The organism is Aureliella helgolandensis, assembly GCF_007752135.1.
GTDB lineage: Bacteria > Planctomycetota > Planctomycetia > Pirellulales > Pirellulaceae > Aureliella > Aureliella helgolandensis.
The window spans coordinates 3912178-3931117 of the sequence record NZ_CP036298.1 but is presented as its reverse complement, the minus strand read 5'-3'; the positions used below and the strand labels follow the sequence as shown (position 1 = coordinate 3931117).

Below are 18940 nucleotides of genomic sequence, written 5' to 3'. Positions count from 1 at the left end.
CGTGGGGAACGAACTAGATCTACTGTCCCTGTCTCCAGCAAAGCTCACCGCGCTCGTCGCTGAAGCGCGAGACAGAGTTTTCGCAAAGCGAATTTTTCAGCCGCGAGTGGCCATCGTACTTGGCAGTGGCCTCGGGGACTTGGCAACCAGGCTGACCCATCCCACCGCCCTGCCCTATAGTGAGATCCCCGGATTTCCCCGCACGCATGCCGTCGGTCACGCTGGACAATTGATTCTCGGTTTCCTAGCAGGCGTCCCGGTCGTGCTCATGCAGGGAAGAGCCCATCGCTACGAGGGATTCTCGAACCTGCACGTCCGCTTCCCCATCCGTTGCTTGCACGCACTGGGAGCGACGACTCTCATCGTGACCAATGCGGCAGGCGGCCTCAACACGCGCTTTCAGAAAGGGGATCTAATGGCGATTGATAGCCATATTGATTTCCTGTGGAATCGACAACAATGGGGCAAGCCCCATGTACGACCAACACCGCCGCTTCGCGGAAAATGCCCGTATGATTTTGGGCTTATCCACCACGCCAACTCCATCGCCCGTCGAAAAGACATCACGCTGCACCAAGGCACCTACCTAGCCACCCTAGGGCCGACCTACGAGACGCGTGGCGAGTACCGCATGTTTCGCCAACTGGGTGCGGATGCGGTTGGAATGAGCACTGTGCCTGAAGTCCTAACCGCTCGCGAGCTAAGCATGCAAGTGCTGGGGTTTTCGGTCATTACCAATGTGGCCTCGACCGACATCCCACAGTCAACTTCGCACTCGGAAGTCGTTGACCTGGGCAACGAGGCGGGGCCACGGCTCATGGATATTCTCGAGGATCTCTTACAGGACATGGCTGGCCAGCCCGATTAGATGTCGCCTAGGGAAGGCGGACACCTTGCTCCGTGATTTCAAACGGAATAATTCGTTGATCCGCGTAGCTACCACGGTGCTTTGCGACGTACAGCGCCCGCGTCATCACCCCTTCCTTCAACTGCCGCCCCAGCATGATGATCGTATTGGCGCCGGCCAGCAGATCGCCGTCTGCAAGCGGATCGGTCATCAACTGCTCCAGCATGGTTTGCTTGGTGGTGACCAAGACGACCGCTGAAGATGCCTGGTGATCGAATGCATGCTGTGCAACCTTCGACTCCCACTCGCGGTAGTTCTCTCGCAGTACTTCTCGGGCTAACCAATCGTGCTCTTGACGCAGCATGCGGTGGTAGATGAGTTCGAGCAAATCGAGTTGCAAGGAGTCCGACGCGGAAACCTGCGGTTCAATCCCGTCGACGATAAACCGCCTGGTACCGTGCGTAAGGTGTGAGTAGACATACTTAAATAGCTGAGGTGTACGCCGGTTCAATTCCGATTGCCAGGCGTGCCATTGGTCGTCGTCCATCTGACTCCGTAGAACACGTCTCCCACCATAGCCCAAAAAGGACAACAGGTCGCTGGGCCGCTCGACACCGAAGGGGCAGGCGACTTCCTCCTTCAGGTTCCCCACACTCAGGTCAACGCTGAAGAGTCGTTGGGCGTAGCCCACGTGATTTTGAGAGTCACCTCGACTCGACAGATCGATGACCGCGCCACGGGAGCCCTCTTGGGCCAACCCAGCCTCGCTAAACTGGATTCCCAGTTGTGTTTTCCCAACTCCCGTCGCTCCAACGATCATCGTCAGGCAGCCTGGCAGCAGCCCGCCTCCAAGTGCTTCATCGAGCTGGGGGATGCCGGTTTTCAGACGCTTTTCCACGCAGGGATTCTCCTGGTTCATTTACGAATCGTACATTTACGAATCAAGGGGGGACGCAAAATTCAAGCTGCAACCGCCGCATGAACGCGCAGAACTAAGCGCGCGTCCACGCGGCGCTGGAGGACCGACGTTAAACGCGCACGAACTCCACCGAGAAACACTCGTTTGCGCATTTCGCACAGGCACCGCTTGCCTGGGGCACCGGTGACAATCAGACGTTTTCGCCGCACGCGGCGCTATCGGATCCGAATTTAGAAGATGCCGAGTTGATCCCGTGCGTCTTCCGTCATCATGTCTTGAGTCCAAGGGGGATCCATGACCACCTTGATCTCGACATTGCCCACTCCTTCGAGGGATTCCGCCGCTTGCCGACTATTGGCCACCAACTGCGGGCCGGCTGGGCACATAGGGCTGGTCATCGTCATCTCAATCAAGATGTCCGTCTTCCCCTCTTCGGTAGTGCTGGCCTGCAGGTCAACTACATAGATCAGGCCAAGATCGACGATGTTGACAAACAATTCGGGATCGATCACCTGCTTAAGCTGCTCGCGGACCAGCTCTTCAGAAAGAATCTTGTTCATAGCTGCTGTTCTTTATTCTATTCATGGAACTTTAGGCATGCACCGCAAGTGTATCCGCCAACGTACTTCGACTCTACTCCTGTTGAGTTTCTTGGCGATTTAGTCTCCCTCAGGCGGCCTAGGTCTTGCCCTCGCTCCACCAAACATACTAAAACGAGTAGATGAATAGCCCTCTGGGGCACCGACAAATGGGGTTTGCCAAACATGTCGCTTGCCAAGCCAGTTTGGGGATACCATCCTCAGGCGAAACTGCATAACTCAAGGAATGGATTCTGATGCTCTACTCATCGCGTACCGATTCGAGTTTTAGGCGGCGTCTTCTCGGTGAAATGACGGTGTTTCTGCTCGGCTTGGCACTGCTGATGCCCCAGCTCCAAGGGCAAGAACAGGCGTCTCAAGGACCGCCCCAGCGCGTATCTCAGGATTCGAGCGCTTTGCCCATTCCGACGCCTGAGAGTTTGGATGACGTTCAAATCCGTCACTTTGAACTGACCGCTATCCTCGTGCGTCTGGAGGCCGAGATGGGGCTTACCGGCGCTGCAGCAACCGCGTGGCTGACCCAGGAATGTCATTCCGCCTTGGGTAGCACCCTCGAGCCCCCTTCCGACGAGCGGGCTGTGCAGGGAATTCAAAACGCAATCGGGACCGTCATGTCCGATGGTAGTCCACGAACGATCGAAGTGGACGACCGGGGCCGTGGCGTATTGATCGAGGATACTCAATGCTCACTGGCCGGTTCCCACAGCGACCTGACTCGCGCCGAGGAAATGCTGAAAACCATTGAGCAGTTCGGTGTAAGTCAAATCCTGATCAACACCACGGTTGTTCGTGGCTCACAGCAGTCGTTGAGTGCATTGCCCGTTCAATGGTCGATGGTCGAACCAGCGGAAGACAGGGTCGCCAGCAATAGTCCGAAGATCCACACGACTGGTTTTCAGCATATGCCCAATCACGGAATCGGTGCATCGCTCGTTCGGCAGCATGTCGAGCGTGGAAAACGCGAACAAGAACGAGCGGAAGCAGACATCATCGAACCGCCCCAGGGGGTCACCTCCAGCACTTGGACCGAAGCCGTCGCGATCGTTGAACGCGCGCGACCGGTGCTGTATACGTTGTTAACACCCGAGGAAAGCCGGCAAGTGCTCGATGCGATCCGGGAGATGCCCGAGATCGAACACCTATTCTCACCCAAAGTTGCGGTTTTCAACGGCCGCAAGGCAACGGTGAACGACACCGTTGAACGGCCGTTCGTGACTGGCATTAAACCCATTACCTTGATCAAGGATGGACAGGAACAAATTGCCTTCCGTCCCCATGTTCGCGTTTACCCGGAAGGCACCACGCTAGACCTGCTGCCGCAATTAATGGGAGGCAAACAACTGCGGCTGACGTGCAGCCTGAAGATGTGCAAGATTCAAAAAGTAGACACGATGAGCTTTCCGAAACCAGACGGACAAGGCGAGTTCCAAGTGCAGTTGCCGGAGGTTGCCACCTCTCAGTTTCGGACTTGCCTTGATCTTCCCACCAACTACTCGCTGGCCATTTCCACCACCGATAACGACGAGCAGGGGATCCCGCGGACGACCATCGTAATCTGTCAGTGCTCCATTCGTAATGTAAGTGGGCGCTAGTCCATTCATGAACAATCCCACCGACTCCAACCGCCGCAGTCTCGACGGCTGGATTATCAATCGACATGTCGCTCAACTGAACGAATGGGATCCCAACGACTATGCCGATCCGGACTGGCTGGAAGAGCCACTGGAAGAAGCCGATGTGGAGGAACTGCCGCCAGGAGTTCGCCTCCGTCGCGATCGAATTGGTTTCCGATTGGCCATCACCGCTGCGGTGTTCCTAGCCGGCCTCATCTTTTTGACCGATGCCGTTTCTGAATTGATGCCTCTGTTGGGCCAGCCGGCTGCCATGAGTGAAGCGTATCGCCGGGAACGTGATTTACCTGGCGAACTATTGCCCAGTAGTGTGCAAGCGGGCCTGATCGCCTGCCAGCCCGTTTTCAATGGCATGCCCAATGGGTTGCGGCAACGGGTCGACGAAATTACGCGAGAACATGCCGGAGAAGTGGACAACCCTCCAACGCTCCTGATCGCTCAGTGGCGCCATGCGATGGATCTACCACGGATGACGCTTGAAGTGGAGCTTTTGTCTGCAACCCCTGACGTCGGTGGCCTACTTCGCCAAGGCTGGGAAACGGAGCTCGCAGACTTTGCGATCAGGACTCCGCGCGGCAATCGGACCGAGGTGCTAGATTTTCGGTGGCTGAATCCTGGCCGCGACGCACGTGTTACCGCAGTCGTCTACGGACAACAAACGGCCGTCTGCCTCCTCTACCTAACGAGGGTCGGCGACGCCTGGAAACTCTACGATTGTCGCGATATCTTGCAGCCAGAAAGCGAACTCTTTATATTCGCGCGCGCCCTAGACCAGACCTTTGCCAACGCCTCCGGAGCTCTGCCGTCCCCGAGTCCCAGCTCTCCGCCCCAAGGCGATGAGGCTCAGCTTGAGAGCCAGCCCTTCCAACGCTTGCAACGCCTGGGTTGGCATCCCGAGCTTGTGCTCCAAATCTGTGACTTACCGGCCGATCCTCAGTGGTCCATCCAATGGTTGCAGCGAAACCTGATCGTCAATCCCCGCGACGAGGCAAGCATGGTGCGATTCTTAGACATTGCCCAAGCGGAGGATTGGTCTGAAATAGTCGTCCGCTTGGCCGATTTACCCGATGGGATCGCCCGTTCCCGCGAACTGCTCGAAGTCGTCCAGCGACTAGCCCCCCAGCGCGTCCCAGAGATTCTCGTTGCCGCAGACGCCCTGCCCGAACTGCACCTTCTGCGACGCCTCTACTAGCAGCTGCCGGCGGCTTCACCGGGGGGACGCTCGGCTACACTCTTGAAGTAGGTTCGGACCACACAAATTAGCTGGAATCCCGCATTGGCAGCTCCACCAGGAAGGTGCACGCAACACGCAACACGCATCGGCAAGCGGCAAGCGACGGTGGCTACCGCCTCATCAGTCGGTTCATCCCTAAAGCAATGCCCGCGGATTGGCAATCCAGCAAACGGGCTGCCAGGAGTGCAAGAGGGCCTCGACCTAGTGGTTAAACGTTCTCAGCAGTTTTCGCCCGCGGAAGATCGAGAGCACGATCTCTGGGGTAATGGCATTCGAGCTTTCCGAGGTTGGAAAAGAAATCCATTCTTGGTTATCCGCAATGGCACATGACTGAATCCCCTCGCGTTCCACTTGAGCGAGCAACGCGATTTCTCCCAAGAAGAACGTCAGCGCGAGCGGCACAATGCTGGACATTTCTAATTGGTCCAGCTTGCGTTCCAAGAGATCCGCCTCTCGCCGTTGCGCGGGATTGAGCAACGCCATAGGGACCTCATAGATCTCCTCGTGCTCCGCATGCCAACCGGCAAAAGCAGCGTAGATATCGTCGACTGGAAGATTCGCAAGATCCGATTGGAAAGCGTGAGTTACTGGCCCCGCGATACCGACATTGCTCACGCGTCCTCCGGGAAACTCATACCAGTAGTGAAATAGGTAGCAATCCCTCGGCTCCTCATAGCCGGGCCAGTATTGGGTGCGTGTGTCGATCAATTCCAACCCTGTAGGAGGAATTCCATACTGCGGTGGCTCGGCAAGCCAACTGGCTAGTTCGGACTCGGCCAGTGCGTGAGGCAGTCGCAAGGGTTCTTCAATCTGTTCGGCAAACTCAAGCTCTTCGGCGTAAGCGACCGCGCGGCGGCGGGCGACGGGGTCCGCAGCCAGTTCGACCAAGCGTTGCTGGCCACTCTCATCCCCGAGTCGGGCCAGCGCTCCGGCGGCCTCAGTTTGAATGCGACGATGCGAAAGTTGCATCGTATGCGTCAGGGTGGGAATCGCCTCTGCGTTCGCAATCAGCCCCAAGGAATCGCACAAGCTGATCACCAGGGCCACGCTGTCGTTGAGCGTGCGTTGAATCTCTTCGATCTGACTGCCAAATTGGGCGGGATCCTGCTCCAGCTTCTCCAATTGCGCGGTGACTGCCGCCAGTAAATTGCCCAGTTCCGAACTGCGTGCTGCCCAAGGGTGTTCGCTCAATTTGCCGCTGCGCACGGCAAAATTGGCTAGATCGAGGAGGACTGCCATGGTGGCCGGATGCACAAAACCAGCATCCAAGCAATCGAAGAATTGTTCGAGAGCTTCCGGCTCAGCGTTCCATAGGGGGCTGAGCGCCAATCCCACCGATTGCCAGTCTTCGGGCGGCGTTTCCGCGATCAGCGAGGCCAAGGAACTTAGAGACTCTTCATCTCCTTGGGAGGCCAAGATCTGCAAGACATGAGAGGCGGCGGCAGCATCCACCTCTACCAATTGATCGTAGAGACGCGCGAGGCATTCGGCGTTGATGAAGATTCCCTCTCGGGTGAACTGCGCATCGGCCGTCAGCTGGACCATTCGCGCCGCAACGGCCTGCATCAGCAGCTTCACTCGCCCGGACTGCTGGGCCAAGGCGTGAAAATCTGCCGCCAAGACCTCAAGTAGGGCTTCGAGTTCGGCGGGGGGTGCGTGGGCAACCCTCGCCAAGGTGGCCTCCGGCGAAGAATCTTCCTCATTCGCCGATCTCAGCCAGTTGCAAGTACTGCGGATCCAATCGTCGTGTGCCATCTAACCTAGAATCTCCCATTGGTATATTTTACCGAATAACCGGGGACTCCCTTACATTCGGACCCGAATATCCAATGTAATTGCACACTGTTTGCTCCCAAACAACAATGGGGAGTGACAAGAATGGGGGTTAGAAGCTAACATAGAGAGTGCGTCGAAGTATCCAGCCCGAAGCATTGGTGCAGTTATTCGACTGCACCAATGCGTCGGGCTGGGAAATTGTCGTGAGAATCACGACGTTACGACATTTCACATCCCCCCGCTTATTTGTCTTCTAGGAAGTTCATGCAGTCTGAAAGTAAATCCAACCAAGCGGAGCCACGGGCTCCGTCCGAGGCCAGTTCTTTTAAGGAATTGGACCTCTCACCAGTAATGATGCGAGCACTCGAGCGACTTGGGTATGAGACCCCCTCTCCCATCCAAGCCTCGGTCATCCCCCCTGCCCTGGATGGGCACGATATTCTGGGACAAGCTCGCACAGGAACCGGGAAAACGGCAGCGTTTTCCATTCCCATCTTAGAGATGCTCGACCCGTTGAGTGAGTGTCGCAATCCGCAAGCGTTGATCTTGGTACCGACCCGCGAATTGGCGGAGCAGGTGTTTCAAGAAATTGAGCGGCTGGCCCAAGGCTGCAAAACGGCAATCACCGTCCTAGCTGGCGGCAAGCACATGCGGCGTCAAATGGCGCAACTGGAAGAGGGAACTCAAATCGTCGTCGGCACCCCCGGCCGCGTCTACGACCATATCCAGCGGCGAACCTTCAAAACGCAAGATCTGTGGTGCGTCGTACTCGACGAAGCGGATCGAATGCTTGATATCGGCTTCCGACCTGCCATCGAGCAGATTTTGCGAGCCTGCCCCAAAGATCGTCAAACGATGCTCCTGAGCGCTACGCTCGCAGACGATATTCAACGTCTCACCAAGCGTTACCTCGTCGAACCAGTGCATATCAATTGCTCAAGCAAGCAGGTCTCCGTCGAATCGATTGAACAGCGCTATCTGAGTATCAAGCAGAAGGACAAATTCCCGCTGCTCGTTAAATTGCTTTGTCGCGAGGAGCCCGAGCAGGCCATTATCTTCTGCCGGACCAAACGCGGGACAGACCGTTTGCACCTCTCCTTGCAGAAAGAGCTGGCCAAATATCCCAATTTGGCAGGCGTGCGGGTCGATTGCATTCACGGTGATATGAACCAGCGTGATCGCGATCGCGTGTTTAGCGACCTGCGCAATGGCAAAGTGCGAATTTTGGTCGCAACCGACGTGGTTGGGCGTGGGATCGACGTTTCCACCGTCTCCCATATCATCAACTACGACATACCGCTCGATTGCGACGATTACGTGCATCGCGTGGGTCGCACCGGCCGGATGGGCCGCGAAGGCATCGCCTTCACCTTTGTGACCGCAGACGAGGGGAGCCAACTCACCTCGATTGAGTTGAATATCAATCTGCTGCTGATGCGGGACGAACTTAGTGAAGGGGGCGCCACCATCCCCACGGCCTACGACACCATGCGTGCCGAGGAGGCATTGGCCAAAGAGACATCCGCCAATGAGCCAGAGCAGCCGCGCAAGAAGCGTCTCTTCCCAATGAAACGCAAAGCCAACCCGCGACTCGCTAAGGTGGGTGCAAAGCGCTAACTAGCCTCACACGGTTAGAGGGTGGCCCCATGGCATAGGCCACCCCCATTGTCCTACAAGGCGGGTGTATCTTCATTACCCCGTTTAGGGAGTGCGCAATTTTGCAGCTCCCATCGCCGCAGCTCCCCACCTCACCCCAGACCTCCCGTTCTCCCTATCCTTCGACTTCGGCAGGTTGGCGGCAACCCGAAGGGAAAAATCCCGCGAACTTATTCGTGCCATACGGGATTCACCTAACCTTCAACGAATCTTCACAAAGCGTTTGAAGGTAATGAGTTAGGGCGAGGCGCAGACAGTTGCGAGCAGTGGCACTGGAGCTCGCAAAATCGTCCCAAGTGATGATTTGCAGCCAACTTGCGCATTCTTGTAAATCGAAGTTTGACACTCGACGAAGATTCGATAAACTCTTTCCAAAGTGCTAGATGTTGTGCTATCAACAACCCGACCTACTACAGGTAGTGGTTCTTTGCACACGAAAAGCATCTGAGTTCGTAAGGAGTCTTGAGCTGGGCGGAGAGCCCTTACAAAGAAGTCCAACGACAACCATGAAGGTGGACGTAGGTACCGTTTTTCTTATCTCGATCAGCATCCGCGTTTAAAGCTTGGAGGCACTACGGCAACTTATTTCGATTCCCGTGTAGCACATGGGAACGGAGTGCGTTGGCGTGTTCCAGGATGGTGGATAGCACGCGAGTTTCCTCAAAATTGATGCATACAGGAGCTTGGTAGGATGTCTACAGTTGAACTGGGGCGCAAGGGTCAGAATGTCCAATCGCCAACGACACAGGATGGCGCAGGGGGCAATTCGCAAGTAGAGCCCACCAAGAGAGGAACGGGTGCAGGAATGAAGATCGAGCAGCGATTTTGTCCAGCAGATACCGATCCGTTTGATACCGTGGGTTGGGAGATTCGTAGCGCTGCGATCAAGGATGAAGCGGGCAAGGCCCTATTTGAGCAAACCGACTGCGAAATTCCTGAAAAATGGAGTCAGCTAGCTACCAATGTCGTCGTCAGCAAATACTTTTACGGCGAGCCGGGAACACCAGAACGCGAGAACAGCGTTCGGCAGCTGATCCACCGCGTCACGCGGACGATTACCGATTGGGGAATTGCGGATGGCTATTTCGACACCGTCAGCGACGGTGAACGATTCTATAACGAACTATCCTGGCTGTGCGTTCATCAACATGGTGCGTTCAACTCTCCCGTTTGGTTCAATGTCGGATTGTTTCATCAGTACGGAGTTACCGGTTCTCCCTGCACTTGGAATTTCAATCCGGAAACGCAGCAAGTAGAGCAACCGCAGAATCCCTACGAGTTCCCGCAGGGTTCCGCCTGTTTCATCCAGAGCGTGGATGACAACATGGAGGACATCATGCGGCTGGCCAGTAGCGAAGCGATGCTCTTCAAGTTTGGAAGTGGTACGGGAACCGATCTATCAACCATTCGCAGCCGACGGGAGAAACTCTCAGGTGGCGGAACCCCTTCGGGCCCACTCTCTTTCATGAAGGTCTATGACTCGATCGCTGGTGTCGTGAAGAGTGGTGGCAAAACCCGTCGCGCAGCTAAAATGCAGTCGCTGAAAATTACGCACCCCGACATTCTCGACTTCATCGAGTGCAAGTGGCGTGAAGAGCAGAAGGCCCATTCGCTGATTCGCGAAGGTTACGAGTCGAACTTCAACGGCGAAGCGTACTCTTCGGTCTTCTTTCAGAATGCCAATCTTTCTGTACGGGTCACCAACGATTTCATGAAAGCGGTTCGCGACAAGCAACCGTGGACCACAACCTGGGTCAGCGCAAAATCGACAGACGAACCGCCAACCCACGATGCTCGGCAGCTGCTAGACACCATGGCCGATTGCGCTTGGAACTGCGGCGATCCAGGTGTGCAGTATGACACCACGATCAACGATTGGCACACCTGCCCCAATTCCGGGCCCATCAATGCCAGCAATCCCTGTTCAGAATACATGTTCCTGGATAACACCGCCTGCAACTTAGCCAGCATCAACTTGATGAAGTACCGCAAAGCGGATGGGCTATTCGATGTGGAAGGTTTCGTGGCTGCTTGCCGAATCTACTTCATCGCCCAAGAGATTTTGGTGGGGCATGCAAGCTATCCAACGCCGGAGATTGCAGAAAACAGCCACAAGTACCGTCCACTTGGCTTGGGTTATTCCAATCTCGGCAGCTTGATCATGACGGCTGGTGCCGCTTACGACTCAGACGAAGCACGCGGAATCTGCGGCTCGTTGACCGCGTTGTTGCACGGTGCGGCCAACTTGACCAGCGCTGAGCTGGCAGGGGTCGTGGGAACCTTCGACCGCTACGAGCCCAATCGAGAGCCGATGCAGCGTGTGATGCGCAAGCACCGCGATGCAGTCCGGAACATTGATAGTGCCGGCCCTGATTACCTCAAACAGGCGGCCAAAGATCTATGGGACAAAGTGGTCGAGCTGGGTGACCGTTATGGCTACCGCAACGCTCAAGCGACCGTCTTGGCTCCCACCGGAACCATCAGTTTCATGATGGACTGTGACACAACAGGCATCGAGCCCGACATTGCGTTGGTCAAGTACAAGCAACTTGCCGGCGGAGGCGTTCTGAAGATTGTCAATCGTTCGGTCGCCCTAGGACTTGAGACGCTCGGCTATACCGACGATCAGGTCAAAGCGATCATCGACTACGTCGACGAGAACGATACGATTGAAGGGGCTCCCTTCCTCAAGGACGCGCACCTGCCAGTCTTCGATTGTGCTTTCAAACCCGCCAAGGGAACCAGGAGCATCGCGTGGCAGGCTCACGTACAAATGATGGCCGCCGCGCAACCGTTTCTGTCGGGTGCGATCTCCAAGACGGTCAACATGCCGCATGATGTGACCCCCAAGGATATCGCGGAAGCCTACTTCTGGGGCTGGGAACTGGGCCTGAAAGCGATCGCAATTTACCGCGATGGCTCGAAGCAGAGTCAACCTCTGAACACCAAGTCGGAGGAAACCAAGGCCAAGGAAGTGGTGAAGGAAAAGATTGTCTACAAGCCGCGCCGCGAGCGATTGCCCGACACGCGGCAATCGCTGACGCACAAGTTCAATATCGCGGGACATGAAGGCTATTTGAACGTTGGGCTCTACCCCGATGGTCGGCCGGGCGAATTGTTCATCACGATGGCCAAAGAGGGTTCGACCGTAGGTGGTCTGATGGACAGCTTTGGAACGGCCATTTCCATGTCGTTGCAGTACGGCGTGCCACTGGAAGTCTTGGTGAACAAGTTTGGGCATACGCGATTTGAGCCCATGGGACACACCACGAATCCCGATGTGCGCATCGCCAAGAGTGTCGTCGACTACATTTTCCGTTGGATGGGAATTACCTTCCTGGCGGGCTATCGCGAGGCTGCTGCGGGCGGTGCCAACTACGCGAACGACTCCGCCACGCCACAGGCCACGGCAAAGCAAGCCGATGGAAATGGTGCTGTGGAAACCGAACCTGAAGTCCAGACCTCTGCCCGCTATAGTGGTCAACTCAACGTAGTAAATGCCCAGAGTCTTGAGCGGGCCGGAGTCGCCTTGGCAGCTCCCGCCGATTCAGCCACTGGTGAATCGCGGAACGGCCAGTTCGCCGGATTCCAGTCCGACGCCCCAAGCTGCGATAACTGCGGTGCAATCACGGTAAGAAACGGCAACTGTTACCTCTGCCACAATTGCGGTAACTCCATGGGCTGTAGCTAGTCCACGAGTCACCGCTTTAAGAGCGTAGCAGTACGTTTTCTCCAACCTCTGCAAACCAACAGGTTTGCAGAGGTTTTCTTATGGATAGCCTGAAAATTCAGTGGCTGCAGGCTAGCGAATCGATGCGTCTGGCAATTCTCCCTTAATGCCCTCATCGAGTGGCATGGTATCTTCAGAGATTCCCGTTGCCGCCATCAGCTCCAGTAGTTCATTGGATAGTTCAGCGATGCGTTCCTGTTGCTCCGGTGCGCCGAACAAGTTGTGAAGCTCATCTGGATCGTTGGCCAAGTCGTAGAGTTCCCCCATGTGGCGATCCGCCTGTCCGTCGCCATGCGGATACCGGATCAATTTCCAGCGGTCGGTGCGAACGCCACGGACATTGGGCGTATACGGGAACTGTTTCTCGTAGTTGTAATGGTAGAACCACGATGTCCGCCAAGCGGGATCTTTGTCCGCAACCAGCTGTACCAGCGAACGTCCATGAATCTTGGGAAGAGGTTCTGCACCGGCGAGTTCGCACAGGGTGGGGGCGATGTCCACCGTCAGCACTTGCTGCTTGACACGCTTGGCGCTTCCACCAGACATTCCCGGATATCGCATTACCAGTGGAATCCGAATACTGGGTTCATGCATCGTCCGCTTATCGACCATGCCATGTTCCCCCTCCAGCAAGCCGTTGTCTCCCATGAAAATCACGATCGTATTCTCAAGTTCGCCACGTTCTGCCAGCAGTTGAACGAGCCGTCCCATGCTGTCATCGACGCTAAGAATAGTGCCCATGTAAGCCCGCACCATAGCTTGGAAATCGAGCACTGCAGCGGCCGAAGTATCCGGGAAGTCCTTCCTCCAATCAAACAGGGGACCGTAAATACCGTGCCAGGTATTGAGCCGCTGCCGGATCCACTCCGGCTTATCGGATAGATCAAAGGCGGAATGGGGGTAGTCGATTTCAACGTCATCAAACGCGTGTTCGTATTTCGGTTCCGGAAAATAGAAGCTGTGAGGAGCTTTCTGGCCAATCATCATCATCCAAGGCTTGTCGCCGGACCGGTCCTGAATCCACTCTTCAGCCATATCCGTCACGACGGTTGTGTAATATCCGGGCACTACTTTGCCCCCCTGCCCGTCAACATTAAATTCAGTATCGAAATACTGTCCCTGTCCTTTATGGGTCACAAAGTGGTCAAAACCGGGCCGCGGTTCGTCGTTGTTCTCCCCCATGTGGTACTTGCCGATATAGGCGGTTTCGTACCCGACCTTCTGCAACTGGATGGGGAAGGTTCCCATTGAATCGGGGAACTCTGTAAAATTGTTGGTGACGCCATGCGTGTGCGCGTACAAACCGCTGAGAATGGACGCCCGGCTGGGAGAGCACAAGCTGGTTGTGCAAAACACATTCTCGAACAGGACACCCTCGGATGCCAGCCGATCGATATTCGGAGTTTTAAGATGCGGATGCCCCATGCATCCCAAGGCATTGAAGCGAATGTCGTCGCAGAGCATCAGTAGGATATTGGGGCGTTTCTCGACCTTTGCTCCTTGCGTTTCCTGAGCGTTGCTCCCCCCAGGGAGCCCCACTGCAAAACAGCCGACCAACATTGCGGGGAGTACACAAAACTTCCAAAACATCTTGTAGACCTCAAGCGGTTTGAACCTAAGACTTAAAACACGGTGCCCCTGGCAGCCAGCCGAAGAGACGAGCCGTTGGAACACCAAAGTATAGCTCAATTTGCCGCTCAGCCGTGCATTGTGAGCACCTATGCGTTTCCACGAGTTGCCGCTACAAAAGTACTTCTCCCGCGACTGCGCAAGTCGAACAGGGCCTCGCCACGAACGCTAATAGTGCGTCTAACTGCATCACCTTCGACCAGAAACCGTTAGGAAACAGCCTTGAGTGAACCCGTGAGTCCACAGCAACAGCAGAGGTGGACAGACACCACTGCAGCGATCGCCGCAGAACGCATGCAGGGGCAACAAGCCGGTCATGGCTTCGACCATGTTTCGCGAGTTTTGCGCACCGCTCGGCAGATTCAAACGGAGACCGGTGGCTCCCGCCTGGTAGTAGACCTAGCCGCGCTGTTGCATGACGTGGGAGATGCCAAGTTCCACGACGGCCTTGAACGCAGCGCAGAGTTCTCGCGGGAGATTCTGTCAGCCCAGGGAGTCCCCCAGGAGATCGTCGAACACGTAACGCACATTGTGGACAACATTTCGTTTCGAAAAGGGGTGCCGGCTGACCAGCTGAGCCTAGAGGGAAAAATCGTTCAAGACGCCGATCGTTTGGATGCCTTGGGCGCCATTGGAATTGTCCGCACGATTGAATACGGCGCCGCCAAGGGGCAGCCATTCTACCTGCCTAGTCAGCGAGATGCCGCCTCACCGACCGCTCCAACCGGCGTAGGCCATTTTCATGAGAAGCTCTTCAAACTTCGCGCACTCCTCAACACCGAACCCGCTAGAATCATCGCCCTACAACGCGAGGAATTCATGCGTTCGTTTCTCGATCAGTTTTTCTTAGAATGCGACGGAGAGGTTTCCCGAGTGCCAGACACATCCCTGTAAACAAGTGAGGAGTTAGCCTTGGAAGAGATTCTTTGGAGCGACTTTGCGAAAGTTGAACTGCGGGTCGGAACCGTGATTGACGCCCGCGAGTTTCCCGAAGCGCACAAACCGGCCTACAAAATCACCATCGACTTTGGGGCGAATCTGGGCGTGAAAAAAACAAGCTCCCAAGTTACCACTTTATACACTCCCACCGAATTGATCGGCCGGCAGGTTTTAGCCGTCATCAACTTTCCGCCCAAACAGATCGGTCCCTTTATGTCGGAGTGTTTGTTGGTTGGACTCCATCGAGACAATGGCGATGTCGTGTTAGCCATTCCTGACCAGCCTGTCCCCAATGGCACCAAACTTTGCTAGAGCTACGTCGCTTTCCAAGTTGCAATCCACTGGAGAGAAATCTAGAACTCGGGTGGAGCAGGGCACTTCCGCATCCCGGTAGCACTGCCTCCCTTTTTCCAACGTTTTCCGACGCGAGGCAGCCACCTGCCTCCGATCAGCAATCGACGTGACAAACTGGCTGCAGGGTTGCATTATAATTGCCAGAGACATTTTGATACCAAGGCGCGTTTAAGAACGACAAATGCACCACGATCATTCGGGAGTGATAATGCTATTCAACTGGAGCGGAACTCGTGCTCAATTGGGCTTGTGCGGAGTAGGTCTACTTTGTTGGGGAACCCTTCTGGTTGCCCCGGCCGATTCGGCAGAGGCGGATCAAACACGCCCCAACATTGTCGTGTTTCTCGTCGACGACATGGGGGTGATGGATACGTCTGTACCCTTCCTGACCGATGGCCAGGGGACTCCCAAGCGATACCCACTCAACGATTACTATCGCACGCCGAACATGGAGAAGCTGGCGGCGAGCGGAATACGCTTCAACAACTTTTGTGCGATGAGCGTTTGTTCTCCGACGCGCATCTCAATCATGACTGGGCAGAACGCGGCAAGACATAGAGCGACGAATTGGATTAATCCCGCCACGGACAATCGTGGACCGTTGGGACCACCGGATTGGAATTGGCAGGGAATAGAAGAGGGAGATGTAACGCTCCCCGCAGTCTTGCGCGAGTCTGGTTACCACACCATCCACGTTGGCAAAGCACATTTTGGCCCGACCGACTCGTTCGGCTCCGAACCCCTTAATCTTGGATTCGAAGAAAATGTAGCAGGCGCTGCTTTTGGAGCTCCGGGCAGCTATTACGGCGAACTGGACTATGGAATGAATCATCCCCGACGAGCGAATCACGCCGTGCCTCATCTCGAGGCCTATCATGGCACCGACACGTTTCTGACCGAGGCATTGACGCTGGAGGCCAAGAAGAAGCTGGCCGCTGCGGTTGCAGATGGAGCTCCATTCTTTCTTCACATGGCGCATTATGCAGTGCACGCTCCCTTTGAATCCGATCCCAGGTTTGCCGAAAACTACATGGACCAAGGAAAGCCAGCGAACGGCCAAGCCTTTGCTACTTTGATTGAAGGAATGGACCGTTCCTTGGGCATGCTAGTCGAGCAGCTCCAGGAGCTCGGAGTTGCAGAAAACACGCTCATCCTCTTTCTGGGAGACAACGGTTCCGACGCACCGCTGGGGCATCAGCACTCGGTAGCCTGTGCTGCACCGCTACGAGGCAAAAAGGGGTCTCACTATGAGGGCGGAATGCGCGTGCCATTCATTGCGGCATGGGCAGCTCGCAACGAAGAAAACCCTCTCCAACAACAGACACCGATTCCAGCCGGTGGACTCCAAAGCCAGATTGCATCGGTGCAGGATTTGTTTCCCACCATCGCCGCCTTAGCGGAGGCGGACCTGCCCGGCGACCATATTATTGACGGATACAGTCTCGATAAACTACTCACCGGGCAACTGGATGAATCACGACCGCAGACCTTCCTTATGCACTATCCACATGCACCGCACCGCAGCGACTACTTTACAAGTTATCGAGAGGACCATTGGAAAGTAATCTACCATTACGTCCCCAGCGATGTCTCCGGCGGCTCGCACTACCAGTTGTATAATTTGGAGAGCGACCCGTTTGAATCGACAGACTTGAGCGTTTCGCATCCCGAAGAGCTCGCGCATATGATGCAGGGCCTAATCGACTACCTAGAAAACTACGATGCTGCCTATCCGCTCGTAGATAAGCAGGGTGAGCAACGTCGCTTCCCACAATTGCCCAAGTAGGGCCTCGCTCGCCGACTAGGGGTCCGTGAGGTTGGGAGCCCAGGTAACGGGCCTGACCGCGGGAGTAACACCCGATTCAGGAAACGTAGTCGCAACGGCATTTTCGAGCTGCTGCGACAACTGCTGAAGCGTAGCAGCGTGTTCAGGCAAGGACGCTAGGTTGTGCAATTCTTGTGGATCGGCATGGTGGTCGTACAACTCCGTCCCCTGTTCACCGGAATCCCACTCGGTATATCGCCAACGTTCGGTGCGCAAACTGTATCCAAAGAAGGAGGGCGTTCTCGCACCTTGCTTACGAGTACCTCCCCGTTTTACTTGGGTCAGGGACCAACCGCGACCAATCGTGGAGGCATCTTCGAGCATTGGAACTAGGCTCTGCCCCTGAAGATTGGCGGGGGCCTTCACCTGACACAGCTCGGCCAATGTGGGAAATAGGTCCACGTGGGAAACCGGGGTCTTAACGATGCTTCCATTGGCCTTTGCCCCCGGAGCAACGATCAGCATTGGCACGCGACTACTCTGCTCAAATAGACTCATTTTTTGCCACAAGCCATGTTCTCCCATGTGGTAGCCGTGGTCACTCGTAAAAACAATGATGGTGTTGTCGGACAGACCTAAACGGTCCAACGAATCCACTACCGCTCCAACTTGTGCGTCCATAAAACTGATGCTTGCGTAGTAGGCTTGTAAGCATTCCCGTCGCAACGCGTCTGTGAGCTTGTCCTGCTCCCTCTTGTAGCTCGCTAATCCCGCAGCGGGAATGTCCTTTTGGTCTTCAGACACATTCTGGATCAGGGGCATCTTGTCCTTCGGATAAAAACCGAAATAGGGATCACGGGGAGCTACATAAGGGGTGTGCGGGCGATAAAAGCCAACTGCCAAAAAGAAGGGTCGGGATTGCTTAGCACATCGCTGAAGAACCCAATTGGCGTCTGCCGCGAGTAGACCGTCCGTATGATGCTCATCACTTTTGGGAGAGGCATACCAGCTGAGCGTTCCGCCAAACTGCCCCGGAGTCAGCGTGGTGATCTCTGCTTCCTCTTCCAATCGATCGACTCCGGCTGGATTCAGCTCCAACTCCCAACTTCCCGGATCGTCGTGTCCATTGGTACCGATCGACTTAGGAACGTTGTAGTGATAGAGCTTGCCGATTCGCGCCGCAAAATAGCCGTCCAATCGAAAGGCTTGCGGTAGGCTAAGTTGCTGGGGAATTGTTTGCCGAAATATCTGCGAGTTCTGGAGGATGCCCGTGCTATTGGGATACAGACCCGTCAGTAGCGAATTTCGGCTGGGCCCACAGAGTGGGTAGGTGCAGTAGGAACGGTCAAAAAGAACGCCCCTTTCGGCGAGGCGATCGATATTGGGCGTACGCGCCAAAGGGTCTCCATAGCAACCTTGGAAATTGTTGAGGTCGTCGGAGATGATGAACAGAACATTTGGACGTTCTGACTGCTGACCGCTCGCGATGCCTGCCCACACAAAAGCGAAAACCACCAATGAAACATGGTATAGCGAACATTGAGAGAAACGATACAAACTCATTCTGAGACCTATAGGTTGTAAAAAGTTGACAGAAAAACTCCGCACGGCTACCGCCGATCGTCACCAGATTTGGCATCGAACGAGGCATCCAACGCGCACCGACCTCATCCCCCCCAGCTAGCTCGTGCTGCAACCAACGTCGACTTCCCACCACCGCACAGTAGGGAAGCTTAGAACACGTACGCTCGCAACTGCGGTGGGGAAACGCACCGACACTATCGATTAGCCGATCCAGATTTTAGAGCATAGCAGTTCTCATTATGACGGTTGTAAGGATTGAGCTAGACAATTTTTGAGC

The 18940-nt window shown here is 55.5% G+C and carries 13 protein-coding genes; 8 read left to right on the top strand and 5 right to left on the bottom strand.

Features of this window, described 5'->3' with window-relative positions:
- Position 1: 1 nt before the first annotated feature.
- Entirely contained in the window at positions 2 to 868 is an 867-nt protein-coding gene (locus Q31a_RS14050; RefSeq protein ID WP_145078816.1) for a purine-nucleoside phosphorylase, read from the top strand.
- Positions 869 to 875: 7 nt separating this feature from the next.
- Here Q31a_RS14050 and Q31a_RS14045 read toward each other — a convergent pair whose 3' ends face one another.
- Both Q31a_RS14045 and Q31a_RS14040 read right to left on the bottom strand, forming a co-directional pair.
- Positions 876 to 1766, bottom strand: a complete 891-nt coding sequence (locus Q31a_RS14045; RefSeq protein ID WP_145078813.1) for an RAD55 family ATPase — start codon at positions 1764 to 1766, stop codon at positions 876 to 878.
- Positions 1767 to 1996: 230 nt separating this feature from the next.
- Positions 1997 to 2326: a metal-sulfur cluster assembly factor gene (locus Q31a_RS14040; RefSeq protein ID WP_145078810.1), complete on the bottom strand. Its 330-nt coding sequence runs from the start codon at positions 2324 to 2326 to the stop codon at positions 1997 to 1999.
- Between the two features lie 275 nt (positions 2327 to 2601).
- Here Q31a_RS14040 and Q31a_RS14035 point away from each other — a divergent pair, with 275 nt between their 5' ends.
- Both Q31a_RS14035 and Q31a_RS14030 read left to right on the top strand, forming a co-directional pair.
- Positions 2602 to 3957 carry a hypothetical protein gene (locus Q31a_RS14035; protein ID WP_145078806.1) on the top strand — a complete coding sequence of 452 codons (1356 nt, stop codon included), beginning with the start codon at positions 2602 to 2604 and terminating at the stop codon, positions 3955 to 3957.
- A gap of 7 nt (positions 3958 to 3964) precedes the next feature.
- Positions 3965 to 5188 carry a hypothetical protein gene (locus tag Q31a_RS14030; protein ID WP_145078802.1) on the top strand — a complete coding sequence of 408 codons (1224 nt, stop codon included), beginning with the start codon at positions 3965 to 3967 and terminating at the stop codon, positions 5186 to 5188.
- Between the two features lie 243 nt (positions 5189 to 5431).
- Here Q31a_RS14030 and Q31a_RS14025 read toward each other — a convergent pair whose 3' ends face one another.
- On the bottom strand, positions 5432 to 6985 hold the full coding sequence (locus Q31a_RS14025; protein WP_145078799.1) for a HEAT repeat domain-containing protein: 1554 nt from the start codon (positions 6983 to 6985) through the stop codon (positions 5432 to 5434).
- 285 nt (positions 6986 to 7270) lie between these two features.
- On the opposite strand from Q31a_RS14025, the gene Q31a_RS14020 reads away from it, so the two are divergent.
- Positions 7271 to 8623, top strand: a complete 1353-nt coding sequence (locus Q31a_RS14020; protein ID WP_145078796.1) for a DEAD/DEAH box helicase — start codon at positions 7271 to 7273, stop codon at positions 8621 to 8623.
- Between the two features lie 844 nt (positions 8624 to 9467).
- Positions 9468 to 12353 carry a vitamin B12-dependent ribonucleotide reductase gene (locus Q31a_RS14015; protein WP_391575333.1) on the top strand — a complete coding sequence of 962 codons (2886 nt, stop codon included), beginning with the start codon at positions 9468 to 9470 and terminating at the stop codon, positions 12351 to 12353.
- A 111-nt stretch (positions 12354 to 12464) separates the two neighbouring features.
- Here the strand turns inward: Q31a_RS14015 and Q31a_RS14010 are convergent, their stop codons facing one another.
- Positions 12465 to 13982, bottom strand: coding sequence for a sulfatase family protein (locus Q31a_RS14010; protein ID WP_231691196.1), 1518 nt, complete (start codon positions 13980 to 13982; stop codon positions 12465 to 12467).
- A gap of 333 nt (positions 13983 to 14315) precedes the next feature.
- Between Q31a_RS14010 and Q31a_RS14005 the strand changes: the two genes are divergently transcribed.
- The 3 genes from Q31a_RS14005 to Q31a_RS13995 all read left to right on the top strand — a co-directional run bounded on the left by Q31a_RS14005 (position 14316) and on the right by Q31a_RS13995 (position 17100).
- Positions 14316 to 14915, top strand: coding sequence for an HD domain-containing protein (locus tag Q31a_RS14005; RefSeq protein ID WP_145087247.1), 600 nt, complete (start codon positions 14316 to 14318; stop codon positions 14913 to 14915).
- A gap of 18 nt (positions 14916 to 14933) precedes the next feature.
- Positions 14934 to 15272, top strand: a complete 339-nt coding sequence (locus Q31a_RS14000; RefSeq protein WP_145078790.1) for a tRNA-binding protein — start codon at positions 14934 to 14936, stop codon at positions 15270 to 15272.
- Positions 15273 to 15495: 223 nt separating this feature from the next.
- Positions 15496 to 17100 carry a sulfatase-like hydrolase/transferase gene (locus Q31a_RS13995; protein ID WP_231691195.1) on the top strand — a complete coding sequence of 535 codons (1605 nt, stop codon included), beginning with the start codon at positions 15496 to 15498 and terminating at the stop codon, positions 17098 to 17100.
- Positions 17101 to 17115: 15 nt separating this feature from the next.
- On the opposite strand, the gene Q31a_RS13990 is transcribed toward Q31a_RS13995, so the two are convergent.
- Positions 17116 to 18642 (bottom strand): sulfatase, encoded by a 1527-nt coding sequence (locus Q31a_RS13990; protein WP_145078786.1) that lies wholly within the window; start codon positions 18640 to 18642, stop codon positions 17116 to 17118.
- Positions 18643 to 18940 lie beyond the last annotated feature (298 nt).

Coding starts and splice junctions, on each gene's coding strand:
- Q31a_RS14045 (WP_145078813.1), bottom strand. CDS start 1,766: ATGAACCAGGAGAATCCCTGCGTGGAAAAGCGTCTGAAAACCGGCATC.
- Q31a_RS14040 (WP_145078810.1), bottom strand. CDS start 2,326: ATGAACAAGATTCTTTCTGAAGAGCTGGTCCGCGAGCAGCTTAAGCAG.
- Q31a_RS14035 (WP_145078806.1), top strand. CDS start 2,602: ATGCTCTACTCATCGCGTACCGATTCGAGTTTTAGGCGGCGTCTTCTC.
- Q31a_RS14030 (WP_145078802.1), top strand. CDS start 3,965: ATGAACAATCCCACCGACTCCAACCGCCGCAGTCTCGACGGCTGGATT.
- Q31a_RS14025 (WP_145078799.1), bottom strand. CDS start 6,985: ATGGCACACGACGATTGGATCCGCAGTACTTGCAACTGGCTGAGATCG.
- Q31a_RS14020 (WP_145078796.1), top strand. CDS start 7,271: ATGCAGTCTGAAAGTAAATCCAACCAAGCGGAGCCACGGGCTCCGTCC.
- Q31a_RS14015 (WP_391575333.1), top strand. CDS start 9,468: ATGAAGATCGAGCAGCGATTTTGTCCAGCAGATACCGATCCGTTTGAT.
- Q31a_RS14010 (WP_231691196.1), bottom strand. CDS start 13,982: ATGTTTTGGAAGTTTTGTGTACTCCCCGCAATGTTGGTCGGCTGTTTT.
- Q31a_RS14005 (WP_145087247.1), top strand. CDS start 14,316: ATGCAGGGGCAACAAGCCGGTCATGGCTTCGACCATGTTTCGCGAGTT.
- Q31a_RS13995 (WP_231691195.1), top strand. CDS start 15,496: ATGCACCACGATCATTCGGGAGTGATAATGCTATTCAACTGGAGCGGA.
- Q31a_RS13990 (WP_145078786.1), bottom strand. CDS start 18,642: ATGAGTTTGTATCGTTTCTCTCAATGTTCGCTATACCATGTTTCATTG.